The sequence below is a fragment of the Nonomuraea sp. NPDC049504 genome (assembly GCF_040676845.1).
Lineage (GTDB): Bacteria > Actinomycetota > Actinomycetes > Streptosporangiales > Streptosporangiaceae > Nonomuraea > Nonomuraea salmonea.
On record NZ_JBFAPT010000038.1, the window covers coordinates 41,946 to 67,139 of the forward strand.

Annotated in this window: 21 protein-coding genes; 14 read left to right on the top strand and 7 right to left on the bottom strand. The window is 71.1% G+C overall.

The window, feature by feature from the left end; translation table 11 throughout:
* Positions 1-27: 27 nt before the first annotated feature.
* The 3 genes from AB0K28_RS45465 to AB0K28_RS45475 are packed head-to-tail and all read right to left on the bottom strand — an operon-like array spanning position 28 to position 3,025.
* Positions 28-888, bottom strand: coding sequence for a carbohydrate ABC transporter permease (locus tag AB0K28_RS45465; protein ID WP_355429370.1), 861 nt, complete (start codon positions 886-888; stop codon positions 28-30).
* Positions 885-1,814: a sugar ABC transporter permease gene (locus AB0K28_RS45470; RefSeq protein ID WP_364383136.1), complete on the bottom strand. Its 930-nt coding sequence runs from the start codon at positions 1,812-1,814 to the stop codon at positions 885-887. The genes AB0K28_RS45465 and AB0K28_RS45470 overlap by 4 nt, the downstream gene beginning before the upstream one ends.
* The gene (locus tag AB0K28_RS45475) at positions 1,811-3,025 is read right to left on the bottom strand and encodes a sugar ABC transporter substrate-binding protein (RefSeq protein WP_364383139.1); all 1,215 of its coding nucleotides are present in this window, start codon (positions 3,023-3,025) and stop codon (positions 1,811-1,813) included. Before AB0K28_RS45475 ends, AB0K28_RS45470 begins: the two co-directional genes overlap by 4 nt.
* Before the next feature lie 235 nt (positions 3,026-3,260).
* Here AB0K28_RS45475 and AB0K28_RS45480 point away from each other — a divergent pair, with 235 nt between their 5' ends.
* The 3 genes from AB0K28_RS45480 (at position 3,261) to AB0K28_RS45490 (ending at position 6,059) form a co-directional block, all read left to right on the top strand.
* Complete coding sequence (locus AB0K28_RS45480) at positions 3,261-4,055, top strand: NAD(P)-dependent oxidoreductase (RefSeq protein WP_364383142.1); 795 nt, start codon at positions 3,261-3,263, stop codon at positions 4,053-4,055.
* 112 nt (positions 4,056-4,167) lie between these two features.
* Entirely contained in the window at positions 4,168-5,130 is a 963-nt protein-coding gene (locus AB0K28_RS45485) for a LacI family DNA-binding transcriptional regulator (protein ID WP_364383145.1), read from the top strand.
* A complete protein-coding gene (locus tag AB0K28_RS45490; RefSeq protein WP_364383148.1) occupies positions 5,127-6,059 on the top strand; it encodes an aldose epimerase family protein in 933 nt (310 codons plus the stop codon). The genes AB0K28_RS45485 and AB0K28_RS45490 overlap by 4 nt, the downstream gene beginning before the upstream one ends.
* A gap of 1 nt (position 6,060) precedes the next feature.
* On the opposite strand, the gene AB0K28_RS45495 is transcribed toward AB0K28_RS45490, so the two are convergent.
* Entirely contained in the window at positions 6,061-8,508 is a 2,448-nt protein-coding gene (locus AB0K28_RS45495; protein ID WP_364383151.1) for a SpoIIE family protein phosphatase, read from the bottom strand.
* Positions 8,509-8,865: 357 nt separating this feature from the next.
* Between AB0K28_RS45495 and AB0K28_RS45500 the strand changes: the two genes are divergently transcribed.
* From AB0K28_RS45500 to AB0K28_RS45530, 7 genes are all read left to right on the top strand, one after another.
* Positions 8,866-9,012 (top strand): hypothetical protein, encoded by a 147-nt coding sequence (locus tag AB0K28_RS45500; protein ID WP_364383154.1) that lies wholly within the window; start codon positions 8,866-8,868, stop codon positions 9,010-9,012.
* A 93-nt stretch (positions 9,013-9,105) separates the two neighbouring features.
* The gene (locus tag AB0K28_RS45505) at positions 9,106-11,616 is read left to right on the top strand and encodes a DNA translocase FtsK 4TM domain-containing protein (RefSeq protein WP_364383157.1); all 2,511 of its coding nucleotides are present in this window, start codon (positions 9,106-9,108) and stop codon (positions 11,614-11,616) included.
* Positions 11,617-11,722: 106 nt separating this feature from the next.
* Positions 11,723-12,460 (top strand): RodZ domain-containing protein, encoded by a 738-nt coding sequence (locus AB0K28_RS45510; protein ID WP_345398794.1) that lies wholly within the window; start codon positions 11,723-11,725, stop codon positions 12,458-12,460.
* A gap of 82 nt (positions 12,461-12,542) precedes the next feature.
* Positions 12,543-13,955, top strand: coding sequence for a 30S ribosomal protein S12 methylthiotransferase RimO (gene rimO / locus AB0K28_RS45515; protein ID WP_345398797.1), 1,413 nt, complete (start codon positions 12,543-12,545; stop codon positions 13,953-13,955).
* Positions 13,952-14,527 carry a CDP-diacylglycerol--glycerol-3-phosphate 3-phosphatidyltransferase gene (gene pgsA / locus AB0K28_RS45520; RefSeq protein ID WP_345398800.1) on the top strand — a complete coding sequence of 192 codons (576 nt, stop codon included), beginning with the start codon at positions 13,952-13,954 and terminating at the stop codon, positions 14,525-14,527. The genes rimO and pgsA overlap by 4 nt, the downstream gene beginning before the upstream one ends.
* A 3-nt stretch (positions 14,528-14,530) precedes the next feature.
* Entirely contained in the window at positions 14,531-15,022 is a 492-nt protein-coding gene (locus AB0K28_RS45525) for a nicotinamide-nucleotide amidohydrolase family protein (protein ID WP_364383162.1), read from the top strand.
* Positions 15,023-15,308: 286 nt separating this feature from the next.
* Positions 15,309-15,665: a helix-turn-helix transcriptional regulator gene (locus AB0K28_RS45530; protein ID WP_345398809.1), complete on the top strand. Its 357-nt coding sequence runs from the start codon at positions 15,309-15,311 to the stop codon at positions 15,663-15,665.
* Here the strand turns inward: AB0K28_RS45530 and AB0K28_RS45535 are convergent.
* Positions 15,662-16,441, bottom strand: a complete 780-nt coding sequence (locus AB0K28_RS45535; protein ID WP_345398812.1) for a DNA-formamidopyrimidine glycosylase family protein — start codon at positions 16,439-16,441, stop codon at positions 15,662-15,664. The two genes, AB0K28_RS45530 and AB0K28_RS45535, sit on opposite strands and share 4 nt — an antisense overlap.
* Positions 16,442-16,777: 336 nt before the next feature.
* Here AB0K28_RS45535 and AB0K28_RS45540 point away from each other — a divergent pair, with 336 nt between their 5' ends.
* The 3 genes from AB0K28_RS45540 (at position 16,778) to AB0K28_RS45550 (ending at position 21,825) form a co-directional block, all read left to right on the top strand.
* Positions 16,778-18,694: a serine/threonine-protein kinase gene (locus AB0K28_RS45540; RefSeq protein WP_364383166.1), complete on the top strand. Its 1,917-nt coding sequence runs from the start codon at positions 16,778-16,780 to the stop codon at positions 18,692-18,694.
* Positions 18,691-20,601 (top strand): serine/threonine-protein kinase, encoded by a 1,911-nt coding sequence (locus tag AB0K28_RS45545; RefSeq protein ID WP_364383169.1) that lies wholly within the window; start codon positions 18,691-18,693, stop codon positions 20,599-20,601. Before AB0K28_RS45540 ends, AB0K28_RS45545 begins: the two co-directional genes overlap by 4 nt.
* Before the next feature lie 111 nt (positions 20,602-20,712).
* Positions 20,713-21,825 (top strand): AAA family ATPase, encoded by a 1,113-nt coding sequence (locus AB0K28_RS45550; RefSeq protein ID WP_364383172.1) that lies wholly within the window; start codon positions 20,713-20,715, stop codon positions 21,823-21,825.
* Positions 21,826-21,849: 24 nt separating this feature from the next.
* Here the strand turns inward: AB0K28_RS45550 and AB0K28_RS45555 are convergent, their stop codons facing one another.
* Complete coding sequence (locus AB0K28_RS45555) at positions 21,850-22,299, bottom strand: Rrf2 family transcriptional regulator (RefSeq protein WP_345398828.1); 450 nt, start codon at positions 22,297-22,299, stop codon at positions 21,850-21,852.
* A gap of 182 nt (positions 22,300-22,481) precedes the next feature.
* Between AB0K28_RS45555 and AB0K28_RS45560 the strand changes: the two genes are divergently transcribed.
* Complete coding sequence (locus tag AB0K28_RS45560; RefSeq protein ID WP_364383175.1) at positions 22,482-23,663, top strand: ROK family transcriptional regulator; 1,182 nt, start codon at positions 22,482-22,484, stop codon at positions 23,661-23,663.
* A gap of 40 nt (positions 23,664-23,703) precedes the next feature.
* Here AB0K28_RS45560 and AB0K28_RS45565 read toward each other — a convergent pair whose 3' ends face one another.
* Entirely contained in the window at positions 23,704-25,143 is a 1,440-nt protein-coding gene (locus tag AB0K28_RS45565) for a glycoside hydrolase family 3 protein (protein WP_364383178.1), read from the bottom strand.
* Positions 25,144-25,194: the final 51 nt, after the last annotated feature.

Genomic DNA, 25,194 nt, shown 5'->3' on the forward strand with positions numbered 1-25,194 from the left:
TTGGATAGCGTCCAGATACATGGACGCCTAACCCTTGACCGCGCCGCTCGTCAGACCGCGCATGAACTGCCGCTGGAAGGCCAGGAAGGCGATGATCGACGGCAGCAGCGCCAGCAGCGAGGCCGCCAGCAGCACGCCGATTCCGACCTCCTCGTCGGAGCGGAGCGAGCGTAGCGCGATGGGCAGGGTCCACATGTCCGACTCGGGGGCCACGATCAGCGGGAGCAGGTACTGGTCCCAGATCATGGTGAAGCCGAAGACGCCGATCACGCCGAGCGCCGGGCGGCACAGCGGCACGATGATGGTCGCGAAGATGCGCAGCTCGCCGGCCCCGTCGATGCGCGCGGCCTCCTCCAGCTCCACCGGCACCTCCTTCATGAACTCGGTCATGACGAGGATGGAGAAGCCCCAGGCGCCGACGGGCAGGATCATGCCCGCGTACGTGCCGATGAGGTTGACGTTCAGCAGCGGCATGTCGGCGAGGACGAGGGAGAGCGGGATCGCGATGATCTCCTCGGGGAGCATCATCGTGGTGAGCATGAGCAGCATCACGAACGTCATGCCACGGAACTTCTTGCGGGCCAGCGCGTACGCCGCGAAGACGCTCACCAGCACCTGCAGCAGCAGCCCGAAGCCGACGACGATGAAGGAGTTCAGCAGGTAGAGGTAGACGTTCTTGTCCTTGGCCTGGATGAAGTTCTCCAGCGTGAACTCGTCCGGCCACAAAGAGAAGGAGGTCGGGTCGAGGGTCTTGCTGAATGAGCTCATCAGCAGCCCGACCAGCGGCCCGGTGAAGACGATCACCATCGCGGCGTAGATGAGGACCTTGCCGACGCGGGCGACCGGGCCCCGCCGCGCCTCCAGGCCCAGCGCGCTGTCGAACTTCATGTCGCCTGCCTCCTGCGCAGCATCTGCACGATCACGGTGAGCGCCAGCGTGGCGAGGAACAGCACGATCCCGCCCGCCGAGGCGACGCCCAGCTCGTTCTTCTGGAAGCCGAGCTTGTAGATCAACGTCATGAGCACCTCGGACGAGCCGTTGGGGCCGCCGTTGGTGAGCACGTAGACCTCGACGAAGACCCGCAGCCCGCGGATGGCGGCCAGGGTGAACAGGATCCAGAACACCGGCCGCAGCGCCGGCAGCGTGATGTGGCGCAGCCGCCTCCAGGTGGAGGCGCCGTCCACGGCGGCCGCCTCGTACAGCGCGCGGTCCACGCCGACCAGCCCGGCCAGGAAGATCATCATGTCGTACGGCGTCCCGCGCCAGATGCTCATCAGCATGATCGACCAGAGCGAGGAGTCCTCGCTGGCCAGCCAGGGCTGCGGGTCGATGCCCGTCCAGCCGATGATGACGTTGAGCATCCCGCTGTCGGCCGGGTGGAACATGATGCGCCACACTTCGGCCACGGCCGCCATCGTGGTGACGACCGGCAGGAAGGCCGCGGTCCTGACGAACCACAGGTAGCGGGCGGGCCCCTCGATGAGCAGCGCCAGGCCGAGGCCGAGCACGATCGAGCCGACCGTGGTGCCGAGGGCGAGCACGACGCTGTGCCAGATGGCCGAGGCGAACTCGTCGTCGCTGACGATGGTCTGGTAGTTCTGCAGGCCGACCCACTCGTCACCGAGGAAGGTCTGCACCTTGAACAGGCTCTTCCACAGCCCCACGAACATGGGGATGAACTTGAAGTACAGGAAGAGCAGCAGCGCGGGCGCCAGGAACAGCCAGGCGATCAGCGGCCCCCGCCACCGCACCGCTCGGGGTGGGTGGCCGGGGGACGCGGTCCGGCCGCGCGCCGGGGTGAGTGTCGAGGTCATGAGGCTTTCTGGCTCTGCAGTTCCTGGGTGAGCTTGTTGTTGAGCTCATCCATGGCCGTCTTGACGTCGGCTGAGCAGTCGGCCCACACGGCGTTGATGGAGTCGGCCGAGGTCTGGCGGATCGGCGCCCAGTTGGGCACCGGCGGGGCGTAGACCGCGTGCTCGTAGGACTCCTGGAACACCTTCCAGCGCGGGTCCTGTCGCTCGGCGGCCATGTCCACGGTGGTGTTGACCGGCAGGCGGACGATGGCGCCGTTGGCGTCCTTGTTCATGCCGATGCGCTGGCCCTCGGGGGAGACGGCGAACTCGGCGAACTTCTTCTGCCCCTCCTGGTTCTCGGAGCCGGCCATCATGTAGACGTTCTCGCCCTCGCCGAGGGTGCCGGGGCCGCCCGACGGGCCCTTGGGCACGGGGAGCACCTCGATCTTGTCGGTGCCGACGCTGTTGACGAACCGGGCCAGCACGTACGGGCCGACCAGGTAGATCCCGCCCTGGCCCTTCTCGAACACCTCGTGGGTGACGGTCGTGTCGTTGCTGACGGCGCCGGGGTTGACGGTCTTGGTCTTGCAGAACTGGTCCTGCAGGAACTGGACGGCCTCCACGGTCTTGGGGTCGTTGACGGTGGCGGTGTACTTGCCGTTCCCCGCGGGGGCGAGGAAGTCGCCGCCGTTGGCGTAGATGAGGGAGGAGGCGTACCAGGAGGCGTAGCCGCGTTTGGTGCCGGCGGGGGCGACGAAGCCGGCGGTGTCCTTCTCGCCGTTGCCGTCGGGGTCCTGCTCGGTGAACGCGACGGCGAGTTTGGAGAGGTCCTCCCACGTGGCGGGCGGCTCCATGCCGACTTTCTCGCGCCAGTCCTTACGGACGATCAACGCGAACGACTGGGCGGAGAATGGCGCGGCGTAATACTTGCCGTCGCTGCCGGCGGCGGCCTTCCACGCGGTTTCCGCGAGCTGGTCGGCGCCCGCCAGGGTGGCTTTGTCGACGGGCTGGAGCCAGCCCTGTGACACCATGGTGCCGAGTTGGGCGGTGTCGTTGATGACGATGTCGGGCAGTTGCCGCTGTGCCGCCTGCTGGTTCAGTTTGGTTTCGAAGTCGTCGAAAAGCGCGACGACTTTCGTCGGCACCCCGCTGGCCTTGGTAAATGCGTCGGCCAGCTTCTTGGCGGTCTTGGCGGAGTCGGAATCGGGCGGCTGCCTGATCCAGATCTCCAAAGTGTTGTCCTCCGAACCTGACGATCCCCCGGAACCGCAGCCTGTCAGTCCTACGGCGAGGGTCGCGGCGAGCGCGACCCCCAGCAAACGACGTGACATCAGACCGCCTCCTGTTCACATACGTGGACATGAGTCGTGGACATGAATGTGTGCCTGTGAACGTAACTAGTGACGCGGCTCACGGTCAACATTCAAGGATGTGAATTTCGGCCAGAATCGTGTACATCATGGATGCATGCGCATTCTCATGACGGGAGCCGCGGGAAAGGTCGGGACGTTGCTCAGGCCCCGGCTCGCCCGCGAAGGCCGCACGCTGCGGCTTTCCGACATTCAACCGATCGAGCCGGGGCCCGGCGAGGAATGGGTGACGGCCGACCTCGCCGACCCCGACGCCGTGGCCGAGGCCATGAAGGGCGTCGACGCCGTGCTGCACCTCGGCGGCCAGAGCAGGGAGCACCCCTGGGCCGACATCCTGCGCGCCAACATCGAGGGGACGCAAGTGCTGATGGAGGCGGCGTACAGGGAGGGGGTCGAGCACCTCGTCCTCATGGGCAGCCACCACGCCGCCGGCTACCACACCCGGCCGGCCGACGGCGCCGACCTGCCCGACTACGCCTTCCCCCGCCCCGACACCTTCTACGGCGTGAGCAAGGTGGTCATGGAGGCGCTCGGCAGCCTCTACCACGACCGTTTCGGCATGAACGTCACCGTCATCCGCCTCGGCACCTGCAACGAGGGCCCCGTGGACACCCGCGGCCTGGCGACCTGGATCTCCGCCGACGACCTGACCAGGCTCGTCGAGGCGGGCCTGACCGCCGACGGCTACCACGTCGTCTGGGGCGTCTCCGACAGCCCGCGCCGTTGGTGGTCGCTGGAGGAAGCCAAGGCCATCGGGTACGTCTCGCACGACTCCTCCGAGCCGTTCGCCGCCGCGCTCATCGCCGAGCAGGGCGAGCCCGACCTGAACGAGCCCCTGCACCACCGCGCCGGCGGTATCTTCACGCTGAACGAACTCGGCGGGAAGTGGTGAAGCCGGCCGGGTGAGCCGCCGCCCGCCGTAGCAACCGGTTGCAGAAACCTTGACGCCGTTATCCGAGACGGCCAGGGTTTACTGTGGCAACCGTTTGCAAGGGAGGACGGCGATGGCGGCGACGATCAAGGACGTGGCCCGTGCCTGCGGCGTTCACGTGTCGACTGTGTCGCGCACCTTCTCCGCGCCGCACCTGGTCAACCCCGCCACCAGGAGCCGCGTGCTGGCCGCGGCCGACGACCTCGGCTACCGGCCCAACCGGGCGGCCAGGGCGCTCACCACCGGGCGCACGTACAACATGGGCCTCATCGTGGCCGACATCGCCAACCCGTTCTTCCCGCCGCTCATCAAGGCCGCCCAGTCGCAGGCCAGGGGCCGCGACTACCACGTGTTCGTGGCCGACACCGACGAGGACCCGCGCGTGGAGGAGGAGCTGATCAGGACGTTCGCCAAACAGGTGGACGGCGTCCTGCTGTGCAGCCCCCGCCTGTCGAACAAGATGATCGAGCGCCTGGCCGAGGACGTGCCGTTCGTGGTGGTCAACCGGCGCATCAAGGGCATGCCGTCCGTGCTCATGAACGTCGCCCAGGGCGCCAAGCTCGCGCTGGAGCACCTGGCCGGGCTCGGCCACCGCAGGATCGCGCTCGTCTCCGGCCCGATCGGCTCGTGGACCAGCAACGAGATGCAGGGTGTGGCCGCCGAGACCCCAGGGCTCGACCTGATCTTCTTCGGCCCCAACCAGCCGACCGAGGCAGGCGGGCTGTCGGTGGCCCCCGAGGTGGCCGCCTGCGGCGCCACCGCCGTGCTCGCCTACAACGACCTCGTGGCCCTCGGGCTCATCGAGGGGCTGTCGGCGATGGAGATAGGGGTACCAGACCAGATAAGTGTGATCGGGTTCGACGACATCCTGCCGGGGCGGCTCAACCGGCCCAAGCTGACCACGGTCGCCATGCCGGCCGTGCAGGCGGGCAGAATGGCGGTTGATCTGCTGCTGCAGTCGGGGGGCGAGGGCGCGACGGTGACCCTCGACACCGCCCTCATAGTCCGCGAGTCCACGGGAAGGGCACAGATATGATCTTCGGAACGCTGCCGTCTGGCCGGCAGGTCGAGCAGATAGAGCTGTCGTCGGGTCGGCTGCGCGCCGAGGTGCTCACGTACGGCGCCATCGTGCGCAGGCTGGAGGTATCGGGGGTCAACGTCGTGCTCGGGCTCGACACGCTCGACGACTACCGCACCCGCAGCCGCTACTTCGGCGCCGTCGTCGGCCGCTACGGCAACCGCATCGCCGGCGCCCGCTTCACCCTCGACGGGGTCGAGTTCACCCTCCCCGCCAACGACGGGCCCAACTGCCTGCACGGCGGCACCGAGGGCTTCGACGCCAAGGTGTGGACGGTCGCCGAGCGCAGCGACTCGTCGGTGACGCTGACGCTCGTCAGTCCCGACGGCGACCAGGGCTTCCCCGGCACGCTGAGCGCGTCGGTGACGTACACGCTGGAGGACGACGCGCTGCGCATCGACTACGCCACCGAGACCGACGCGCCGACCGTGGTCAACCTGACCAACCACTCCTACTTCAACCTCAAGGGCGAGGGCGACGTGCTCGACCACGTGGTCCGCATGGAGTCGGAGCACTACCTGCCGGTCGACGACGACAAGATCCCCACGGGCGAATTGGCGCCGGTCAAGGGCACGGTGTTCGACTTCACCGAGCCGCACGCCGTCGGCGAGCGCTTCGAGGGCGCCTACGACCACTGCTTCGTGCTCGACGGCGGGGTCACGGTGACCGGCGGCGACCTGACCATGGAGGTCACCACCACCGAGCCGGGCGTGCAGTTCTACGCGGGCGGCATGCTCGACGGGGCCGCCACGCCGTACGGGCCGTTCGCCGGGCTGTGCCTGGAGACCCAGCACTTCCCCGACTCGCCGAACCAGCAGCAGTTCCCCTCCACGGTGCTGCGGCCGGGCGAGCGCCGCACCTCCACCACCACCTACCGGTTCCGCTGAGTCACCTGACCGCCTGACGCAGGGCGGCGGAGGCCTTGATCACCAGCAGGGCCACGTCGTCCTGCGACGGCTCGGGGGCGAACGTCTCGACCGCGTGCCGCACCCGCTCGGCCACCGCGTGCGCGCTCAGCCCTGTGCAGCCCGACAGCAGCGCGGCCAGGCCGTCGCCGTCGTCGAGCAGCCGGTCGCCGTTGCGCCGCTCGGTCACCCCGTCGGTGACACAGAGCAGCACGTCCTCAGGCGCCAGCTCGAACGTCTCCACGTGGAAGCGGGCGTCGGCCTCGATGCCGAGCAGCAGTTGCGGGGTCGCCATCGCGCGTACCTCGCCGCCGGGGCGCAGCCGCAGCGGCGGCGGGTGGCCGGCCGAGGCGATCGTGCACAGTGCGCCGCCCTGGGGGAGCGGGGTCAGCTCGCCGCACAGCAGGCTGAGGAACCTGCCCTCGTCGCCCTCCTCCAGCAGCGCGTGGTTGAGCCGGTCGAGGATGTCGGCGACCGTGTAGTGCTCCTTGGCGAGCAGGCGTACGGCGTGCCTGGCCAGGCCGGTCACCGCGGCCGCCTCCGGGCCGCTGCCGCACACGTCGCCCAGCGCGAAGCACCAGTGGTCGGCCACCGTGAACAGGTCGTAGAAGTCGCCGCCGACGTCGGCGCCCTCCTCGGCCGGCTCGTAGACGACCGCGGACTCCAGGCCCGGCATGGGGGCCACCCGCATGGGCAGCAGGCTGCGCTGCAGCACGCGGGAGGTGGTGGCCTGGCGGGCGTACAGCATGGCGGTGTGCAGGTTGAGCGAGACCAGCCGGCACAGGTCCGCCAGCAGGTCGGCCAGCTCGAGGGGCAGCGTCGGCTCGGTGCGGCCGATCACCAGCGCGCCGTACGACCTGCCCTGCGTCAGCAGCGGGAAGGCCAGCACGTTCTCCGGGCCGATCGGCCAGTCGACCTGGTCGAGCGCCGAGCGGGGGATGGCGGGCAGCGACTTGCGCAGGTCGGCGTTGTTGCGCTCGTCGCTGTGCCAGACGTGCGCGAGCCTGGTCATGCCGGTCAGGTCGGTGAGATAGACGGCCGCCCACGTCGCGATCTTGGGCACCACGAGCTGCGCGGTCAGCGCCGCGATCAGCTCCTCGTCGTGCACGCCCGCCAGCAGCTCGCCCGCCTCGGCCAGGAACGACAGCCGCCCCCTGTGCGCGCGGTCCTGCTCGGCCAGCCGCCCCCGCTGCACGGGGACGGCCACCTGACCGGCGATGTGCTGCAGGCTGATCGTCAGCTCCTGGTCGAAGTGGCCGGGCCTCGCCGCGGTGACCACGAGGTAGCCGATCACCGCGCCGCCGACCAGCAGCGGCGCGCACGCCATCGATCTGGCCCGCAGCTGGTCGGCCAGTTCGACGTCGCCGGCCAGCAGGTCCTCCGTCATCACCGGCGTCCTGCGCTCGGGCCCGAACACGCCCGTGGCCAGCACCCCGACCAGCCCCGCCGTCGCGCCCGCGCCCGCCGCCACCCCGAACCGGTCGCCGCCCTCGGCCGACAGCAGCACGTACGCCGCGTCGCCCCCGCTGGAGACCTGGACGATCTGCGCGATCGTGTCCAGCAGCTCGGTGAACGGCATGTCGTGGTCGAGCAGCTCCTTGATCCGCCGGCCCGCCTCCCTGCGCATCGGCGCCGACGGCGGCGTCAGCACGCCCCGGTGCTCGGCGGGCACCACCATCCAGATCGACCTGCGCTCACCCGCGTGCCCCCTGCTGCGCAGCTGGGAGACGTAGACGGGGACGAGCCCGCCGTCGCGGTGACGCATGCGCGCCTCGCCCCGCCACCGGCACAGCGCCAGCGTGTCGATCAGCGACAGCGCGTAGGGGCCGTGGCCCTGCCAGGCCACCAGGTCTTTGAGCGAGCGGCCGACGACCTGCTCGGCCTGCCAGCCGAGCAGCTTCTCCGCCTCGGTGTTCCACGACTCCACGACGCCGTCGAGGTCGGCCACCAGCACGCCCACGTGCAGCGTCTCCAGCGGCACGACAGGGAGCATGCCGAGCCGGCCCGGCGGCTCGTGCGGCTCGAAGCCGTCGCCGATCTCCATGCGCACCCAGACCCGTTTGGCGCGCTTGGTGTAGGTGACGCCCCACGCGTCGGCCAGCATCCCGGCCAGCGCGAGGCCGCGGCCCGAGGTCGCGTCGGCGGAGGGCGGTTCGCCGGCGGGCGGGATCGTGCGGGCGGGATGGTGGTCCTCGACCTCGATCTCGAGTTTGGCCGGGGTCGCGTCGACGTCCAGGCGGCAGGTCAGCTCGACGCCGGTGCCCGCGTGCAGCACGGCGTTCGTGACGAGCTCGCTGGTCAGCAGGACGGCGTCCTCGGCGAGGTGGCTCAGGCGCCACTCGCCGAGCACCTGGCGGACGAACTTGCGTGCGTGCGCCGGTGCTTGCGGAGTGCCGTCGAAGGCCGTACTCGACACTCTGGTCGTGTCCACTCTGCGTCCTAGAACATCACTCGATGTGGCAGTTCGGTCACTCTCAGAGTGGCAGACTGATGCCGTTGATACCTCCAGTTGTGAAAAGGCCGCCATGGTCGCGCGGTCGGGCTCCCCCCACACCGCTGGATCGCTCCACCCGAAGGACCTCCGTCCCCTGCTCACGGCCCTACAGGGGCTGCGCGACGGCAATTTCCGTACGCGGCTCGACTGGCCCGACGACCCGTTCGAGGCCCGGCGGGCGCTCATCGTGGACGACGACATCCGCAACGGCTACGCCCTGACCCACGTGCTCGGCCGGCTCGGCATGGACGGTCGACTACCGACGAGGCGCTGGCGGACTTCGCGCGGCGGCCGGTGCCGGTGGAGACGCGCCTCGAAGGGCTGGCCGGTGCGGCGGGGGAGGACGAGGGGCTGCGGGAGACGGTCAAGGGCCTGGCCGATCGGGTGGTGGCGATGCGGCCGGCGTTCGAGGCGGTCTCGATCGTGCGGGGGCGCGACTGAGCGTGCCCGCGCGTCACAGTTCGGGTGGCCACATGTCAGGACACCGGCGAGCCTACGCGCGTACCGAGGTGTCTCCGTCGTACCTTTGGCATCATGGCCACCCGTACGCCGAAAAGCGCATCGAAGGGGCCGGCGAAGCGGTCGACCTCGTCTCGCTCGACCCCCGCCAAGCGCGGGACGACGCAGGCGGGACGGCCCAGGACGAAGGCATCCGCGTCCGGCCGTAGATCCCCGGTGACCCACCCCGACCCGATCACCTGGGTACTCACCATGATCGGGAAGTTGATCGTGGGGCTGTGGATGCTGTTCGCCAACGGCATCGGCGGCGCCGCGCGGGCGGTGGGCAAGAACGCCCGCGAGCTCGACCCGGCGCACCGGCGCGACGGCGTGGGGCTCACGGTGCTGGCGGGCGCGATCGTGCTCGCGGCGATGACCTGGCGCGCCTCCGACGGCGCGGTGTCGGGGGCGGTCGACGCGGCCGTACGCGGCGTGTTCGGCTCGCTGGCCTGGGTGCTGCCGCTGCTGCTCGGCCTGCTGGCCTGGCGTTACCTGCGTCACCCCGACCACTCCGCCGACACCGGCCGCATGGTGATCGGCTGGGCCGCGCTGCTGGTCGGCGTGCTCGGCGTCATTCACGTCTCCAACGGCACCCCCTATCCGGCCGGCCAGGGCCAGGGCATGGACAAGGTGGCGCAGGCCGGCGGCATGGTCGGGTTCCTGGTCTCGGCGCCGCCGATGAGCATCCTGCCGTCGTGGGTGACGATCCCGCTGCTGCTGCTCCTGTCCGGGTTCGGGGTGCTGGTGATCACCGCCACGCCCGTCCACCGCATCCCCGAGCGGCTGGCCGAGCTCAAGCACCTGCTGTTCGAGCGGCACGCCGAGCCGGAGACGCCGAAGTCGCCGTCCAGGAAGCGGGTCAAGACGAAGAAGGGCGAAGCCGGCGAGGGCGGCGACATCGTCAAGCCGTACGACACGCCGGTGCTCGCCGAGAAGGACAAGCGGACCGACCACTCGCCGGAGATCGTGCCCGGGCTGACCGACGAGGAGGAGACGCCTGTTCCCGAGGCTGAGAGGCGTCCTGAGCCGCCGCAGCCCACCCCCGCGCCCCGCAAGGTCGAGCAGCTCGTGCTGTCGCCGCAGGCGGGCCCCTACAGCCTGCCTGACCTGGCCCACCTCAAGCCGGGCACCGCGCCCAAGCCGCAGACCAAGGCCAACACGACCGTGGTCAACGCGCTGACCAGCGTGCTGGAGCAGTTCGGCATCGACGCGCAGGTCATCGGGTTCACCCGGGGGCCGACGGTGACGCGTTACGAGATCGAGCTGGGGCCCGCGGTCAAGGTGGAGAAGGTCACGGCGCTCACGAAGAACATCGCGTACGCCGTCAAGTCCGCCGATGTCCGGATTTTGTCGCCCATCCCCGGCAAGTCGGCCATCGGGGTCGAGATCCCGAACGCCGACAAGGACCTCGTGGCACTCGGCGACGTGCTGCGCTCGCAGGTGGCGCAGGCCGACCACCACCCCATGATCGTCGGCCTGGGCAAGGACGTCGAGGGCCGCACCATCGTGGCGAACCTCGCCAAGATGCCCCACCTGCTCATCGCCGGCGCCACCGGCGCCGGTAAGTCGGTCTGCGTCAACGGCCTGATCACCAGCATCCTCATGCGCGCCACCCCCGACGAGGTGCGCATGGTGCTCGTCGACCCCAAGAGGGTCGAGCTCAGCGTGTACGAGGGCATCCCCCACCTCATCACCCCCATCATCACCAACCCGAAGAAGGCCGCCGAGGCCCTCGAATGGGTCGTGGGCGAGATGGACCGGCGCTACGACGACCTGGCGGCCTCGGGCTTCCGGCACGTGGACGAGTTCAACAAGGCCGTGCGGGCGGGCAAGCTGCAGCCGCCGCCCGGCAGTGAGCGCGTCTACCAGCCGTACCCGTACCTGCTGGTCATCGTGGACGAGCTGGCCGACCTCATGATGGTGGCGCCGCGCGACGTCGAGGACTCGATCGTGCGCATCACGCAGCTCGCCCGCGCGGCCGGCATCCACCTGGTCATCGCCACCCAGCGGCCGTCGGTCGACGTGGTCACCGGCCTCATCAAGGCCAACGTGCCGTCGCGGCTGGCGTTCGCGGTCTCCTCGCTGACCGACTCGCGGGTCATCCTCGACCAGCCGGGCGCCGACAAGCTGGTCGGCCAGGGCGACGCGCTCTTCCTGCCGATGGGCGCGAGCAAGCCGATCCGCATCCAGAACGCGTTCGTCTCGGAGAAGGAGATCTCCGAGATCGTCGGGCACTGCAAGGAGCAGATGCAGGTCGAATACCGCGACGACGTCGCGGCGGCGCCGGTCAAGAAGGAGATCGACGAGGACATCGGCGACGACCTCGACCTGCTCATCCAGGCGGCCGAGCTGATCGTGACCACCCAGTTCGGCTCGACCTCGATGCTGCAGCGCAAGCTGCGGGTCGGCTTCGCCAAGGCGGGACGCCTGATGGACCTGCTGGAGAGCCGCGACGTGGTCGGCCCGAGCGAGGGCTCGAAGGCCCGCGAGGTGCTCGTGAAGCCCGACGACCTCCCGGGTTTGCTGGCAAGTCTGCGTGGCGAATGACCCCAATGCGTGCTTGCCTGGCGATAACTGATTGAATATCTCCTACCACGAAGAGTAGTCGGTGTGGTGGGGGGCGTTCGCTGTGCAGGAGCAGAGCATCGGGGCCATGCTGGCGGCAGCCAGGCAGTCGGCAGGGCTGACGGTCGCGCAGGTCGCTGCGGCGACCAGGATTCGCGAGGCGATCATCCATTGCATGGAGCGGGACGAATACGGCGACTGTGGAGGTGCCTTCTACGCCAGAGGGCACGTCAGGGCGATCGCCAAGGCCGTGGGGCTCGACCCCGAGGCCACCGTCCATCTCTATGACCAGCAGCACGGCGGGGCTCCGCAGCCCATGCCGGCGTCGTCGGTCTTCCAGGCCGACCGCAAGATCAACCTGCCGGAGCGGCGGGGGCCCAACTGGACGATGGCCCTGGGGGTGGCCCTGGCCATCGTGGTGGTCTTCGGCATGATGCGGGTGCTGGGAGGTGGCGGCGACCAGGTCCGTACGGGCGACGTGCGCGCCGCCTCGGCCCGGCCCAGCGTCCCGCCGAACACGCCCATCACCGAGGCGCCCAAGCCGAGCCCGTCTGCGGTGGCGGCCAAGAACATCGTCACGGTCCGTATCAAGGCCAAGCGGTCGTCGTACGTCAACCTGCACGACGCGAAGGGGCGCAAGCTCTTCGCCGGCACGCTCAAGGCGGGCAAGACCTCGACCTGGCGCGCGCCCGACAAGGTCAACGTGCTGCTGGCCGACGCCGGAGCCGTGACGCTGCACGTCAACGGCAAGCGGGTGAAGGGTCTCGGCGGCCGGGGAGACGTGGTGCGGCGCTCGTTCGGGCCGCAGAAACCGCAGTCGCGATAGGCAGGTGAGGGGCCGCGATGCGGCCGGCGGGGGGAGCCCGTGCATCGGGTGGTGGCCAACTCCCGATACCGTAGTGTTCACCATGTCATCCCGCCGAACCGCATCGCTGATCACTCTGGGCTGCGCGCGCAACGAGGTCGACTCCGAGGAGCTGGCCGCGCGACTCGAGGCTGCCGGCTGGCAGCTCGACGACGACGACCCCGAGGTCGTCGTCGTCAACACGTGTGGCTTCATCGACTCAGCCAAGAAAGACTCGATCGACACGCTCCTGGCCGCCGCCGACTCCGGCGCCAAGGTGGTCGCCGCGGGCTGCATGGCCGAGCGCTACGGCAACGAGCTGGCCGACGCACTGCCCGAGGCGAGCGCCGTCATCTCGTTCGACGACTACGCCGAGATCGGCGGCAGGCTCGACGACGTCGTCGCCGGCCGCCCGCTGAAGCCGCACACCCCGCGCGACCGCCGCACGCTGCTGCCCATCACGCCGGTCGAGCGGGCCGCTGCCGCGCCCGCGACCGCCATCCCCGGCCACGGCGACCTGCCGACGGGCCTCGCGCCCGCCAGCGGGCCGCGCGTGCTGCGCAAGCGGCTCGACGAGAGCCCGGTGGCCTCGCTCAAGCTCGCCTCCGGCTGCGACCGGCGCTGCACGTTCTGCGCCATCCCCGCCTTCCGCGGCTCCTACGTCTCCCGCAGGCCCGACGAGCTGCTCGCCGAGGCCGACTGGCTGGCCCACCGGGGCGTGCGCGAGCTCGTCCTGGTCAGCGAGAACTCCACCTCCTACGGCAAGGACCTCGGCGACCTCAGATCGCTGGAGAAGCTGCTGCCGCAGCTCGCCGCCGTCGAGGGCGTCGAGCGGGTGCGGGTCAGCTACCTCCAGCCGGCCGAGCTGCGTCCCGGCCTGATCGACGTGATCACCGGCACCGACGGCGTCGCCCCCTACTTCGACCTGTCCTTCCAGCACGCCAGCGGCACCGTGCTGCGCCGGATGCGCCGCTTCGGCGACCCCGAGCGCTTCCTGGGCCTGCTGGAGGGCATCCGCGAGCGGGCGCCCGAGGCGGGCGTGCGCTCCAACTTCATCGTGGGCTTCCCCGGCGAGACCGAGGAGGAGTTCGCCGACCTGGTCACCTTCCTCGAGGCCGCCAGGCTCGACGTGATCGGCGTGTTCGGTTATTCCGACGAAGACGGCACCGAGGCGGCCACCCTGCCGGGCAAGCTGCCCCAGGAGGTCGTCGACGAGCGCGTGCGCGTGCTCACCGAGCTGGCCGAGGAGCTGACCGCCCAGCGCGCGGAGGAGCGCATCGGCACCGAGCTCGACGTGCTGATCGAGGACGACCTGGGCGACGGCGGCTACGAGGGCAGGGCCGCCCACCAGGGGCCCGAGGTCGACGGCTCGGTCACGGTCCAGGGCATCGGCCTGGTCAAGGGGCAGATCGTACGCGCGGTCGCGGTCGACGCCGAGGGCGTCGATCTCATCGCGCGCATCAAGGCCGGTCCATGAAAAGGGACGAGCGCCGGGTCGTCAGCCCGTGGAACATCGCCAACGTCCTCACGGTCCTCCGGTTGGCGCTCGTCCCTTTCTTCGTCGTCTGTCTCTTCGTGCCCGGCACGGGCTGGCGGGTGGCCGCGCTGGCCGTCTTCGCGGTGGCCTCGATCACCGACCATCTCGACGGGGAGCTGGCCAGGCGCTACGGCCTGATCACCGACTTCGGCAAGATCGCCGACCCGATCGCCGACAAGGCGCTCACCGGGGCCGCGCTGGTCTGCCTGTCGATCCTGCAGGAGCTGCCCTGGTGGGTCACGATCGTGATCCTCGGCAGAGAGCTGGGCATCACCGCGCTCAGGTTCGTGCTGCTGCGCCACGCGGTCATCCCGGCCAGCTACGGCGGCAAGGTCAAGACCGTGCTGCAGATCGCGGCCATCGTCCTCTACCTGCTGCCGTTCGTGCCAGGTCCCGTACGGTGGGCGGTGATGGGCGCGGCGGTCGTGGTCACCGTGGGCACGGGCGTCGACTACGTCGTCCGCGCCATCCGGTTGCGCAAGGTGGCGAGGCGAGCACGCGAGGGGCGGTGATCCATGGCAGACGTGGCCGAGATGCTCGACCTGCTGGTCGGCGCGGACGCGACGGTGGCGGTGGCCGAGTCGCTGACCGGGGGGCTCATCGGGGCGGCGATCACCTCGGTGCCCGGGGCGTCGAAGGCGTTCCGCGGCGGGGTGATCTCCTACGCCACCGATCTCAAGCACGAGCTGCTGGGGGTGCCGGCGGAGCTGCTGCGGCGTGAGGGCGCGGTGCACCCCGAGGTGGCCGCGGGCATGGCGGCGGGGGTGGCGCGGCTGTGCGGGGCCACGTACGGGCTGGCCGTGACGGGGGTGGCCGGGCCCGAGCCGCAGGACGGCAGGCCCGTGGGCACGGTCCACATCGGCGTCGCGGGGCCGGGAGGCCGGAAATGGGCGCGGGAATTGAGACTTCGGGGGTCGCGTGAACGTATCAGGGTAGAGACGGTGGACGAGGCAGTCGATCTCCTGTCAGGTGTGCTGAAGGCGAACATAGGGGAACATTCCGGGTGATTACCTTGTTACGTCCCGAGCGAACATGCGATGTGCGGTCTGACGCGGTGTCGGTCGATACGGGTACGGTGGAGCTGTGAGTGAGGTCCGTGAGCCAACTGCAAGCACCGAGCGCCCGGCAGGCGGGCCTGATGAGTCGCGCAACGAGCCACGAGCGGCGGTTCAGGGCCGGCGAAGCCCCATGATGACGGCGAGGAGTATGTACGAAGCTAAGAAGACCGATGTGCGGCACGAACCGATCGCGCGGGGCGTGGTGAAGTCATCCGCGCCGGGGAGGGAGCGACAGATGATTCTGCTGCGTCAGCTGCTCGGCGACGTGCTGAGGCGGTTGCGGGTCCGGCAGGGGCGCACGCTACGCGAGGTGTCCACGCTGGCCCGGGTTTCGCTCGGCTACTTGTCCGAGGTGGAGCGCGGCCAGAAGGAGGCCTCGTCCGAGCTGCTCGCGTCCATCTGCGGCGCGCTCGGCGTGCCGCTTTCGCAGGTGTTGCGTGAGGTGTCCGACCAGTTCGCGCTGGCGGAGCTGCAGGCCACTCCTGTGCTGGCCGACGTGCCCGAGCACGAGCGCCTGGCTCTTTCCGAGCCGGTGGGCGGGGCGATCTCCGACTCCGTCTTCCCTGAGGTCAAGGACATGGTGGCTGCCTAGCGAGGCTGGCAGCCCGCACACCACAGGATCAGCCGTTCCTGTGGCTGCGCCCCCATCTCCCCACGGCTGATGCGGGTGCCGCATCGGCGACAGGGTCTCCCGGCCCTGCCGTAGACCCAGGTCGCGTTCGACGGGCGGCGATCGCCTGTGGTCACCGTGCCCGCATGCCCCTTGTTCGCCTCCAGCAGCCGCTGTGCGAGCGACACGACCCCTTCGAGATCCTCGATCTCCCCGACCTTCTTCCACGGCCAGATTCCGCGCAGGAAAAGGGTCTCGGCGCGATAGATCGTGCCGATCCCCGCCAGGTTGCGCTGATCGAGCAGCGCCTCCCCGATGGTCCTGCCGGGTGCCGCTCGCAGCCTTCGCACGGCCTCTTCCAGGTCCCAGTCCGGGCCGAGCAGGTCAGGCCCCAGATGCCCCACCAGCCCCGCCTCGTCGGCCGTCCTGACGAGATCGACCATCCCCAGCCGCACGCCGACCGCCTGCCACTCCTCGTTGGCCAGGATCAGCCGCACCTGGTCGCCCGGTCTGGTGCGGCGGCCGGCCGGCATGACCAGCCAGCTCCCCTCCATGCGCAGGTGGGTGTGCACCGTGAGGTCGCCTTCGACGCGGGTGAGCAGGTGCTTGCCGCGTGAGCGCGTGGTGATGACCGCGCGTCCCGACAGGTCGGCGGTGGCGTGCCGGGGGACACGGAAGTCGGAGCGCACCAGCACGCGGCCGTCGAGCGCGCCTCGCAGGCGGGCGGCCGTGCGGTAGACGGCGTCTCCTTCTGGCACGCCTCCCAGTGTAGAAATCCTCATGCGCCACCCTGCGCCCGCCTCCCGCACCGCCGCCTGGGCCGCTCTCCACGGTCGTGTGACATCACTGCGCCCGCCTCCCGCACCGCCGTCTGGGCCGCTCTCCACGGTCGTGTGGCATTACTGCGGCCGGCTCCGGCGCCGCTGCCCGGGTCGCGCTTCACGGTTGTGTGGCGCCGCTGCGGCCGCCCTCACCTCCCCTCGGCGTCAGCCCGGTACTGTCCGTGATGGTTTGCCGCGGATGGCTGCTTTCCGTGGTCTTGCTGGTCATAATGACGATCTGGACTTGGCCTTGACGGAAGGCTTGGGCGGCGCATGCCGGAGATCACGGACTTACGTGCGGGAGAACCCAGCGAGGTCGCGGGCTACCGGTTGACCGGGCGGCTGGCCTCTCACGTGTTCCTGGGGCGGTCGGAGGCCGGTGAGGCGGTGGTGGTCCGGCTCCTGCCACCTGAAGTCGAGCCCCAGCCGTTCCTGGCCGCCATGGAGCCGCTGCGCGGGGTCTCCGCGGTCGGCACGGCGCAGGTGCTGGACGCCGGGGTGGCCGACGGGCGGGCGTACCTCGTCACCGAGTTCGTGGACGGGCCCGCGCTCGAAGAGGCCGGCGGGACGTTCGACGGGGTGGGGCTCTACCGGCTGGCCGCCGGGACCATCACCGCGCTCGTCGCCGTCCACCAGGCGGGGCTGGTGCACGGCGACATCCGGCCGGGCAACGTGCTGCTCGGCCCCGACGGGCCGCGGGTGGTCGACGCGGGCCTGGAGCAGGCACTGGCGGCGGCGTCCGTGTCCACCAGGAAGGTGGCGGTGCCCGCCTACACCGCGCCGGAACGCTTACGCGGCGGCGACGCCGGGCCGGCCGCCGACGTGTTCTCGTGGGCGGCGACCATGGTGTTCGCCGTCAGCGGCGCCTCGCCCTTCGAGGGCGGCTCGATGAGCGCCACGGTCGAGCGCATCACGGACCAGCCGCCCGTGCTGCCCGACCTGGGGGAGCTGCACGACCTCATCGTGCGCTGCCTCGACAAGGACCCCGATGCCCGGCCGGCCGCCAGCGACGTGCTGCTGCGGCTGGTCGGGCAGACGTCGTTACTGGCCGCGCCGCCGGGCGACCTCGTGGAGAAGAAGGCGTCGGGCCGGGGACCGCGGGGTCTGGCCGTGCCGGTGGCGGCGTTCGTGGTGGGGGCGCTGCTGTCGGGTACGGGGGTCTACGTCCTCACCGGAGACAGAACCACCGCCGTACGGCAGGTCGCCGCACCCCCGACGGCGACGCCCACGGTGCCGCCCACGGTGACGCCCACGGTGGCGAGTTCGCAGACGGCGGCGCCGCGTGACGAGGTCGAGGAGAAAGCGGCCGCCGACCTGGAGATCAAGGACATCGACGGCGTCCTGCACGAGCATCCGGGCGACGCGATGCGGCTGGTGTCGTACCTGGGAGCCTCGGGCGACTTCACCAGCTACGTCCGCGAGAAGAGCGGCGCCTTCAAGGCCGTCGGCAAGTACGAGCAGCCGCTGCTGTCGCCCGCCGGCGAGTGGGTGGCGCTGAACCCGCTCATCAAGTTCCAGGGCACCGACACCGACCAGGTCAAGTTCACCAGCCTGACGACGGGCGAGTCCTTCGTGGTCAGCACGGTGAAGAAGCCGCTGAACACGATGCGGCCGTTCTGGTCCCGTGACGGCTCCAAACTGCTGCTCTCCGTCTATGACACGGAGAAGAAGCCGGAGCTGGTCGTCGGTTTCGTCGTCGTGGACGTAGCGGCGCGCAAGGCGGTGCACGTCAAGACCGAGTACGCCGACGACGCCACCCTCGTGCACACCTTCGCCCCCGACGGGACGGTCGTGCGCACCTACTGGGACGGCCGGCAGAAGGGCATCGCGTTCTACGACATGTCCGGACAGGTGAGTAAGACGATGCACTGGGTGGGCCATCCCAAGGGCGGCGAGTGGTTCTCCCCCTCGGGAGCCCGGCTCGCCACGATCTGCCCCAGCGGGAAGGAGTACTGCGTCTGGGACGTCCGTACGGGCGCCCGGCAGGCGACGGTGCCGTTCACCAAGGGCGAGGGCGCCTTCCTCGGCTGGTTCAACGAGAAGCACCTGCTGGTGCAGGACCCGGGCAAGAAGAAGGGCACCATGCAAATCAAGATCATCGATTTGCTCGGAAGGACGACACGCGTGCTGGCCGACCTCGCGACGGACAAGCCGCACATGCTCCAGTTCGCGTACCAGCCGGGCTCGTGAACCCGCTGCTCGCCGGCGACCCCGCCGAGGTGGACGGCCACCGCGTCGTCGGGCGGCTGGGCCAGGGCGGCCAGGGTGTCGTCTACCTCGGCGAGGCGCCCGCCGGGACGCCGGTCGCGATCAAGATGCTCGGCTCAGGGCTCGACGACCCAGAAGCGCGCGACCGCTTCCGGCAGGAGATCGGGTACGCGCGCCGGGTCAAGGCGTTCTGCACCGCGCAGGTGCTGGCCAGCGGGGAGTTCGCGGGCACGCCGTACGTGGTCAGCGAGTACGTCGACGGGCCCGCGCTGGCCGACGTGCTCGTCCACCGGGGGCCGCTGCGCGGGGCCGAGCTGCGCCGCCTGGCGATCGGCACGCTGACCGCGCTGGCCGCCATCCACCAGGCCGGTGTGGTGCACCGGGACTTCAAGCCGGGAAACGTGCTGCTCAGCAGGCACGGGCCACGGGTGATCGACTTCGGCATCTCCAGGGCGCTGGAGGAGGTCGAGGCCGACGGGCGGCACATCGTGGGGACGCCGCCGTACATGGCTCCCGAGCAGTTCGGCGGCGCGCCGATCGGGCCTGCCGCCGACATGTTCGCCTGGGCAGGGACGATGGTGGCCGCCGCCACGGGACGCCCGGCGTTCGGGACGGGCGAGCTGCCCGCGCTGATCGCCCGCATCCTGACCGCCGAGCCCGATCTCGGGAACCTGGACGGCGAGTTGCGCGAGCTGGCCGCGCGCTGCCTGGACAAGGACCCGGACGCGCGGCCCACCGCGACGCAGGCGCTGCTCACCCTGCTCGGGCATCCGGGCGAAGCACCGCACGACACCGGCGAGCAGCGGCTGCTCGCCCAGGGCCGGCAGTCGGCCGCACCGCCTCGCCGGCGCCGGTGGCCGCTGGGCGTCGCGGCGGTCGGCACGGCCCTGGCCGTCAGCGTCGCCGTGCTGCTGCTGCGTCCCGCGCCTGAGGCCGCGCCGCGCCCGCCCGCCGCCGCCTCGGCGCCGCTGCCCACGCCCAGCCCCGGGACGATGGCTCCCGAACCGGTCACGGAGACGAAGGTGCCCGACACCGGGATCGTGCTGCACGAGAACCCCGCCGATCCTCTCTGGGTCTCGTCCTACCGCAGCACGTCCTCCTCGATGGTCACCGGCCACGTCCGTGATCCCGCGACCGGCGACTTCGCCTTCTTCGGCAACCTGGAGGAGCCGATCGTCTCGCCCGGCGGCCGTTTCGTGGCCTCGCTGACGTACACGCGGCTGCTGAGCGACGGCTTCGAGACCATCACGATCCGCGACCGCGCCACCCGCCAGGAGCGCAAGCCGCGGACCGTGGACAAGCCCCGCACGCTCATGGACCCGGTGTGGGCCGAGGACGGGCGGCGGCTGCTCGCGACCGTCGTCGACTACGACTACGGCGGCGACAAGGAGACGCGGACCGTGGGGTTCGCGGTCGTGGACGCGGTCACGGGGGGTGTCACGGTCACGGAGGCGCCGGGCCCGTTCCGTTCCAGGTACGCCTGGGGCTCGGACTTCGCCGGCGTGCTGCAGCGGGCGGGTGACGGGTCCGTGCGCGTGCTGAACCTGAACGGGACGGTGCTGCGGAGCTTCGAGGGCGTGGGCGAGCTGGAGACCGGAGGAGCCGTCAGGAGCGCGCTCGGCACGGTCTTCCCCACCGCCTGCCCGGGGGCGTCGAGGGACATCTGCTTCTGGGACGAGCGGACGGGGGCCAGGAAGGGCACGGCCCGGCTGCCGGCCGGCGCCGTCTTCCACGGCTGGTTGGACGGGGACCACCTGCTGGCCACCGTGCGCGAGGGAAGGCGGGCCCGCGTCGTCATGGCGGACACCGCGGGGAAGCCCGTCCGCACCCTGATCAGCGCGACGCGTGAGGAACTGGACGACGCCGTCTTCTGGTTCTCCAGGAAGTGAAGGTCTCTTGCGGCGATCTGGCGCTGAGTGGTCGTCTTCTCACTTTTGGTGACGGTGCGGGAGTCGCTCGGGCACACTGGAACGCAGGCCGAGCCCGATGAGGTGAGCTCCATGCACGCCAGCCGCCGGCGAGGGAACCTGCCTGGCGAGACCACGCCGCTGGTCGGCCGCCTCACGGAGGTGGCCGCCGTCGAGAAGCTGCTCGGCCGGTCGCGGCTGGTGACCTTGACGGGGGCGGGTGGCGCCGGCAAGACCAGGGTCGCGCTGCGGGCCGCAGCCGAGCTTCGGGACACCGGCGGGGCGTGGCTGGTGCCGGCGCCGCAGGAGGCGGGGGCGCTGCCGTACGCGATCGCCTCCGCCCTGTTCCCTGCCGCGAGCGCGGGGACGACGATCGAGGGGCTGGCGCGTCGCCTCGCCGAGCGGGAGGCGCTGCTGGTGCTGGACGGGGGCGATCACCTCATGGAGGCGTGTGCGGCGGTGGTCACGGCGCTGCTGGCCGCCGCGCCGGGGCTGCGGGTGCTGGCCACCTGCCGACGGCCGCTGCGCTGCCGTGGCGAGCGGGTGCTGCCGGTGCCGCCGCTCCCTCTTGAGGAGGCCCGAGTGCTGTTCGCCGAGCGGGCCGTCGCGGCGGTGCCCGGGTGCGCGGTCGCCGGGCTGGACGAGCAGGCCGTGCCCGGGTGCGCGGTCGCCGGGCTGGACGAGCAGGCCGTGCTGCGGGTGTGCCGGCGGCTCGAAGGGCTGCCGCTCGCCGTCGAGCTGGCCGCCGCGCGGCTGCGCGAGCTGCCGGTCGAGGTGCTGGCCCGGCGTCTCGACGACCACTTCTCCGCGAGCGATCACCATGCGTACGACGGCTCTTCTGGCGGGCGGCAGGTGCTGGAGCAGCCAGGGGAGCACGCGCTGCGCGCCACCATCGCCTGGACCCACCGGCTCTGCACCACCGCAGAACGGCTGCTGTGGGCGCGGGCCTCGGTCTTCACCGGGAGCTTCGACGCGGTCGCGGCCAAGGAGGTGTGCGGGGACGACCGGCTGCCGACCTGGCAGCTGCCGCAGCTCCTGGAGTCGCTGGCCGACCGGGCGATCCTGGTGCGGGAGCCTGGGGAGCGCTACCGCATGCCCGGGCCGATCCACGCGTTCGGCGCAGAGCGGCTGAAGGACCTCGGCCAGGACGAGCGCCTCCGCCGCCGCCGCGAAGCGCTCACCCTCACCGACGGCGCGGCAGGCTGAGACGGGGCGGGCCGGTGGGGTGGGTCAGTCCCAGGCGGCGGGGTCGGCGGCCAGCTGGCGGATGCGTTCGGGGAGGGCGCCGGAAGCCACCTGCTCCAGCGTGACCTCCTCCAGGATCGACCGCTCGGTCGCCCGCAACGCGATCCACACCTGCTGCAACGACTCGGCGGGCCCGCGGTAGCCGACGTGCTCGGGGCGCTCGCCCCGCACGTTGGCCAGCGGGCCGTCGACCGCGCGGATCACGTCGGCCAGCGAGATCTCGGCTGCCGGGCGGGCCAGGACGTAGCCGCCCTCGGGGCCGCGCTGGCCGCGGACGAGCCCGGCCCTGCGCATCTGCAGCAGGATGTTCTCGAGGTATTTGGGCGGCATGTCCTGCTCCTTGGCGAGCTCGCCCACAGTGGTCGGGCCTGCACCGGCGGCGGCCAGTTCAGCGGCGGCACGAAGGGCGTAGTCGACACGAGCGGATAGGCGCATGTTCTCGATTATCCCTCCTGGTCAAGACTGGTTAGGCGCAAGGTCGTCAGAACGGGTGGGAAACTGCGATCATCGGCCATACCTGGCCACGTGTCACCTGCGACGGCGGGTGAAAGGCGGAGCGCTAAACTTCCAACAACCTTTTCGATAACGGCCCTTCGAGTGCGACGGCGGGATTCAGCGTGGAGCGACGCCCTGGTGTGCCCAGACTGCTCAGGGAGATCAATGACCGGGCCGCGCTGGACCTGTTGCTGGCGACCGGCCCCATGACGCGTGGCCAGATCGGCGAGCTGACCGGGCTGTCCAAGGTGACGGCGTCCCAGACGCTGGCGCGGCTGGAGGAGCGCGGGCTGGTCGAGGTGGTCGGCACCCAGGCGGGCGGGCGGGGGCCCAACGCGGCGCTCTACTCCGTGATCCCCTCCAGCGCGTACGTCGCGGGCCTCGAAGTCGGGCCCGAGCTGATCTCCGCGGCCGTCGCCGACATCCACGGCCGCACGATCTCCGAGGTCGTGGTCGAGCCAGGCGCCGAGGACGACCCGGTCTCCGTCGTGCACGACGCCATCGTCAAGGCGTGCAGGGGGGCCAAGGTCAGCCTGTCGAAGCTGCGCGGCGTGGTGATCGGCACCCCCGGCGTGGTCGATCCGCGCAGCGGCGACGTGCGCTTCTCCTTCGACCTGCCCGGCTGGCACGAGGGCATCCACGAGGCGCTGGCAGGCGACCTGCGGCGCAAGGTCACCATCGAGAACGACGTCAACCTCGCCGCCATCGCCGAGCGGGCCGACGGCGCGGCCAAGGGTCTGGACGACTTCGTGCTGCTGTGGGCGTCCCGGGGGCTGGGGCTGGCCATCATGCTCGGCGGGCGGCTGCACCGCGGGCGGTCCGGCAGCGCGGGCGAGATCGGCTACCTGCCGGTGCCAGGAGTGCCGCTGCCCGAGGACATCCGCACCGAGCCAGGGCGGCTGCCCTCGCTGGCGGGCGGCCTGCAGTCGCTGGTCAGCGCGGAGGCGGTGACCGAACTGGCGCGCAGCTACGGGTTCGCGGTGGGCAGCGCCACCGAGTGCGTCAAGGTCGCGGTGGCGGCGGGGGCCGAGGGCGAGGCGCTGCTCGACGAGATCGCCCACCGGCTGGCGCTGGGGGTGGCGGCGGTGTGCGTGATCCTCGACCCCGGGCTCGTGGTGCTGTCCGGCGAGGTGGGGCATGCCGGTGGGGAGGCGCTGACGTCCCGGGTGGAGGAGGCGGTCGCCCGCATCTGCCCCGTACGTCCCCAGGTGGTGACGACAACGGTCACGGACGACAATCCGGTACGCCGCGGCGCGGTCCTGGCCGCCCTCGACGAGGCCCGCGAAGAACTCCTGGCCCCCTGACCCCGCCCCGCCGGGGTTCCGGCAGGGCAGGGGGTCACGGTCAGGCGGTGAGGAGTTCTACGGCGGCCTGGGCGTTGGCGCGGGCGGCGCCGTACGTGGCGATGTAGGCGGCGGTGTCCGGCTGCCAGACCGGCAGGCCCATCTCGATCACGGTCGTGTCCGGGCGGGCGGCCACCAGGGCGGAGACCAGTTCGCGGCTCTCGTGGTGGCGGTGCGCGTCCTTGACCACGACGACGAGCGAGCGGTCCACCGCCTTGGCGAGCAGGGCGGGCGCGTCGGCGGCGGCCGGCTTGACGCGGACGATCTCCGCCTCGGGCAGCCACGGCCCGACCCCCCACGGCACGTCGCCCACGGCGATGGTGGGCGGCGTGTCCACCTCGATCACCAGCGGCTCGACGAGCGGCTTGGCGCGGCCGGTGAGCCGGACGGCGCGGCGGGCGGCGTGCAGGCCGACGACGTTCTGCTCGGCCGCGATCCGCTCCCCCTCACCGAACCAGGACCGCAGCGCGGCGACCCGGCCCGCGGCCTGCTCCAGCCGTTCCAGCGGCAGCCGTCCCTCGCGCACGGCGGCGACGACCGCGTCGATGATGCCCTGCACGTCGTCGTACGTCGGCAACGGCCCGAGGCACAGCAGGTCGGACCCGGCCGCGATGCTCATGACCGCACCGCCCGCGAGGCCGACGCTGCGGGTGATGGCGTGCATGTCGAGCGCGTCGGTGACGACCACGCCGTCGTACCCGAGCTCGCCCCTGAGCAGGCCGGTCAGCGCGGCGCCGGACAGCGTGGCGGGCGTGTCACCCGTCACGACCGGCACCGCGACGTGCGCGGTCATCACCGACTTGGCGCCCGCCCCGATGGCGGCGCGGAAGGGCGCCAGCTCGCGCTCGCGCAGCACGTCCATGCCGACGTCCACGACGGGCACGGCCAGGTGCGAGTCGACGCGGGTGGCGCCGTGGCCGGGGAAGTGCTTGACGCAGGCGGCCACGCGTACGGACTGCAGGCCCTCGACGGCGGCGACGGTGTGCCGGGCGACGAGCCCCGGCTCGGGCCCGAACGACCGGGTGCCGATGACCGGGTTGTCGGCCTCGCTGTTGACGTCGGCGCTGGGCGCCATGTCGAGGTTGATGCCGCAGGCGGCCAGCTCGGAGCCGATGGCGCGGTAGACGCGCCTGGTCAGCTCGACGTCGTCCACGGCCCCGAGCGCCGCGTTGCCGGGGTAGGGGCTGCCGACGTGGTACGCCAGCCGCGTCACGTCGCCGCCCTCCTCGTCCAGCGAGATGACGGGCTCGCCGGCGGACCGCAGCGCGGTGGTCAGGCCGAGCACCTGGCCGGGATCGGCCACGTTGAACCCGAAGAGCGTCACCCCGCCCAGGCCGTGCTCCAGCTCGCGCAGCACCCACGGGGGCGCCGTGGTGCCCTCGAAGGCGACGAGCAGCGTGCCGGCCGCGAGGCGGCGCAGCCCCCGATCACTCTGACTCATGGCTCCTCATCAGTTGGCAGGAAGATTGGGCACGGCGAAGGGCCGTGCGGG

Excerpts from the sequence above, each read along its gene's own strand:
- AB0K28_RS45555 (WP_345398828.1), bottom strand. The coding sequence starts at position 22,299 with ATGCGCCTATCCGCTCGTGTCGACTACGCCCTTCGTGCCGCCGCTGAA.
- AB0K28_RS45565 (WP_364383178.1), bottom strand. The coding sequence starts at position 25,143 with ATGAGTCAGAGTGATCGGGGGCTGCGCCGCCTCGCGGCCGGCACGCTG.
- AB0K28_RS45480 (WP_364383142.1), top strand. The coding sequence starts at position 3,261 with ATGCGCATTCTCATGACGGGAGCCGCGGGAAAGGTCGGGACGTTGCTC.
- AB0K28_RS45530 (WP_345398809.1), top strand. The coding sequence starts at position 15,309 with ATGATTCTGCTGCGTCAGCTGCTCGGCGACGTGCTGAGGCGGTTGCGG.
- AB0K28_RS45540 (WP_364383166.1), top strand. The coding sequence starts at position 16,778 with ATGCCGGAGATCACGGACTTACGTGCGGGAGAACCCAGCGAGGTCGCG.
- AB0K28_RS45550 (WP_364383172.1), top strand. The coding sequence starts at position 20,713 with ATGCACGCCAGCCGCCGGCGAGGGAACCTGCCTGGCGAGACCACGCCG.
- AB0K28_RS45525 (WP_364383162.1), top strand. The coding sequence starts at position 14,531 with ATGGCAGACGTGGCCGAGATGCTCGACCTGCTGGTCGGCGCGGACGCG.
- AB0K28_RS45510 (WP_345398794.1), top strand. The coding sequence starts at position 11,723 with ATGCTGGCGGCAGCCAGGCAGTCGGCAGGGCTGACGGTCGCGCAGGTC.
- AB0K28_RS45485 (WP_364383145.1), top strand. The coding sequence starts at position 4,168 with ATGGCGGCGACGATCAAGGACGTGGCCCGTGCCTGCGGCGTTCACGTG.
- AB0K28_RS45490 (WP_364383148.1), top strand. The coding sequence starts at position 5,127 with ATGATCTTCGGAACGCTGCCGTCTGGCCGGCAGGTCGAGCAGATAGAG.
- AB0K28_RS45505 (WP_364383157.1), top strand. The coding sequence starts at position 9,106 with ATGGCCACCCGTACGCCGAAAAGCGCATCGAAGGGGCCGGCGAAGCGG.
- AB0K28_RS45465 (WP_355429370.1), bottom strand. The coding sequence starts at position 888 with ATGAAGTTCGACAGCGCGCTGGGCCTGGAGGCGCGGCGGGGCCCGGTC.
- AB0K28_RS45470 (WP_364383136.1), bottom strand. The coding sequence starts at position 1,814 with ATGACCTCGACACTCACCCCGGCGCGCGGCCGGACCGCGTCCCCCGGC.
- pgsA (WP_345398800.1), top strand. The coding sequence starts at position 13,952 with ATGAAAAGGGACGAGCGCCGGGTCGTCAGCCCGTGGAACATCGCCAAC.
- rimO (WP_345398797.1), top strand. The coding sequence starts at position 12,543 with ATGTCATCCCGCCGAACCGCATCGCTGATCACTCTGGGCTGCGCGCGC.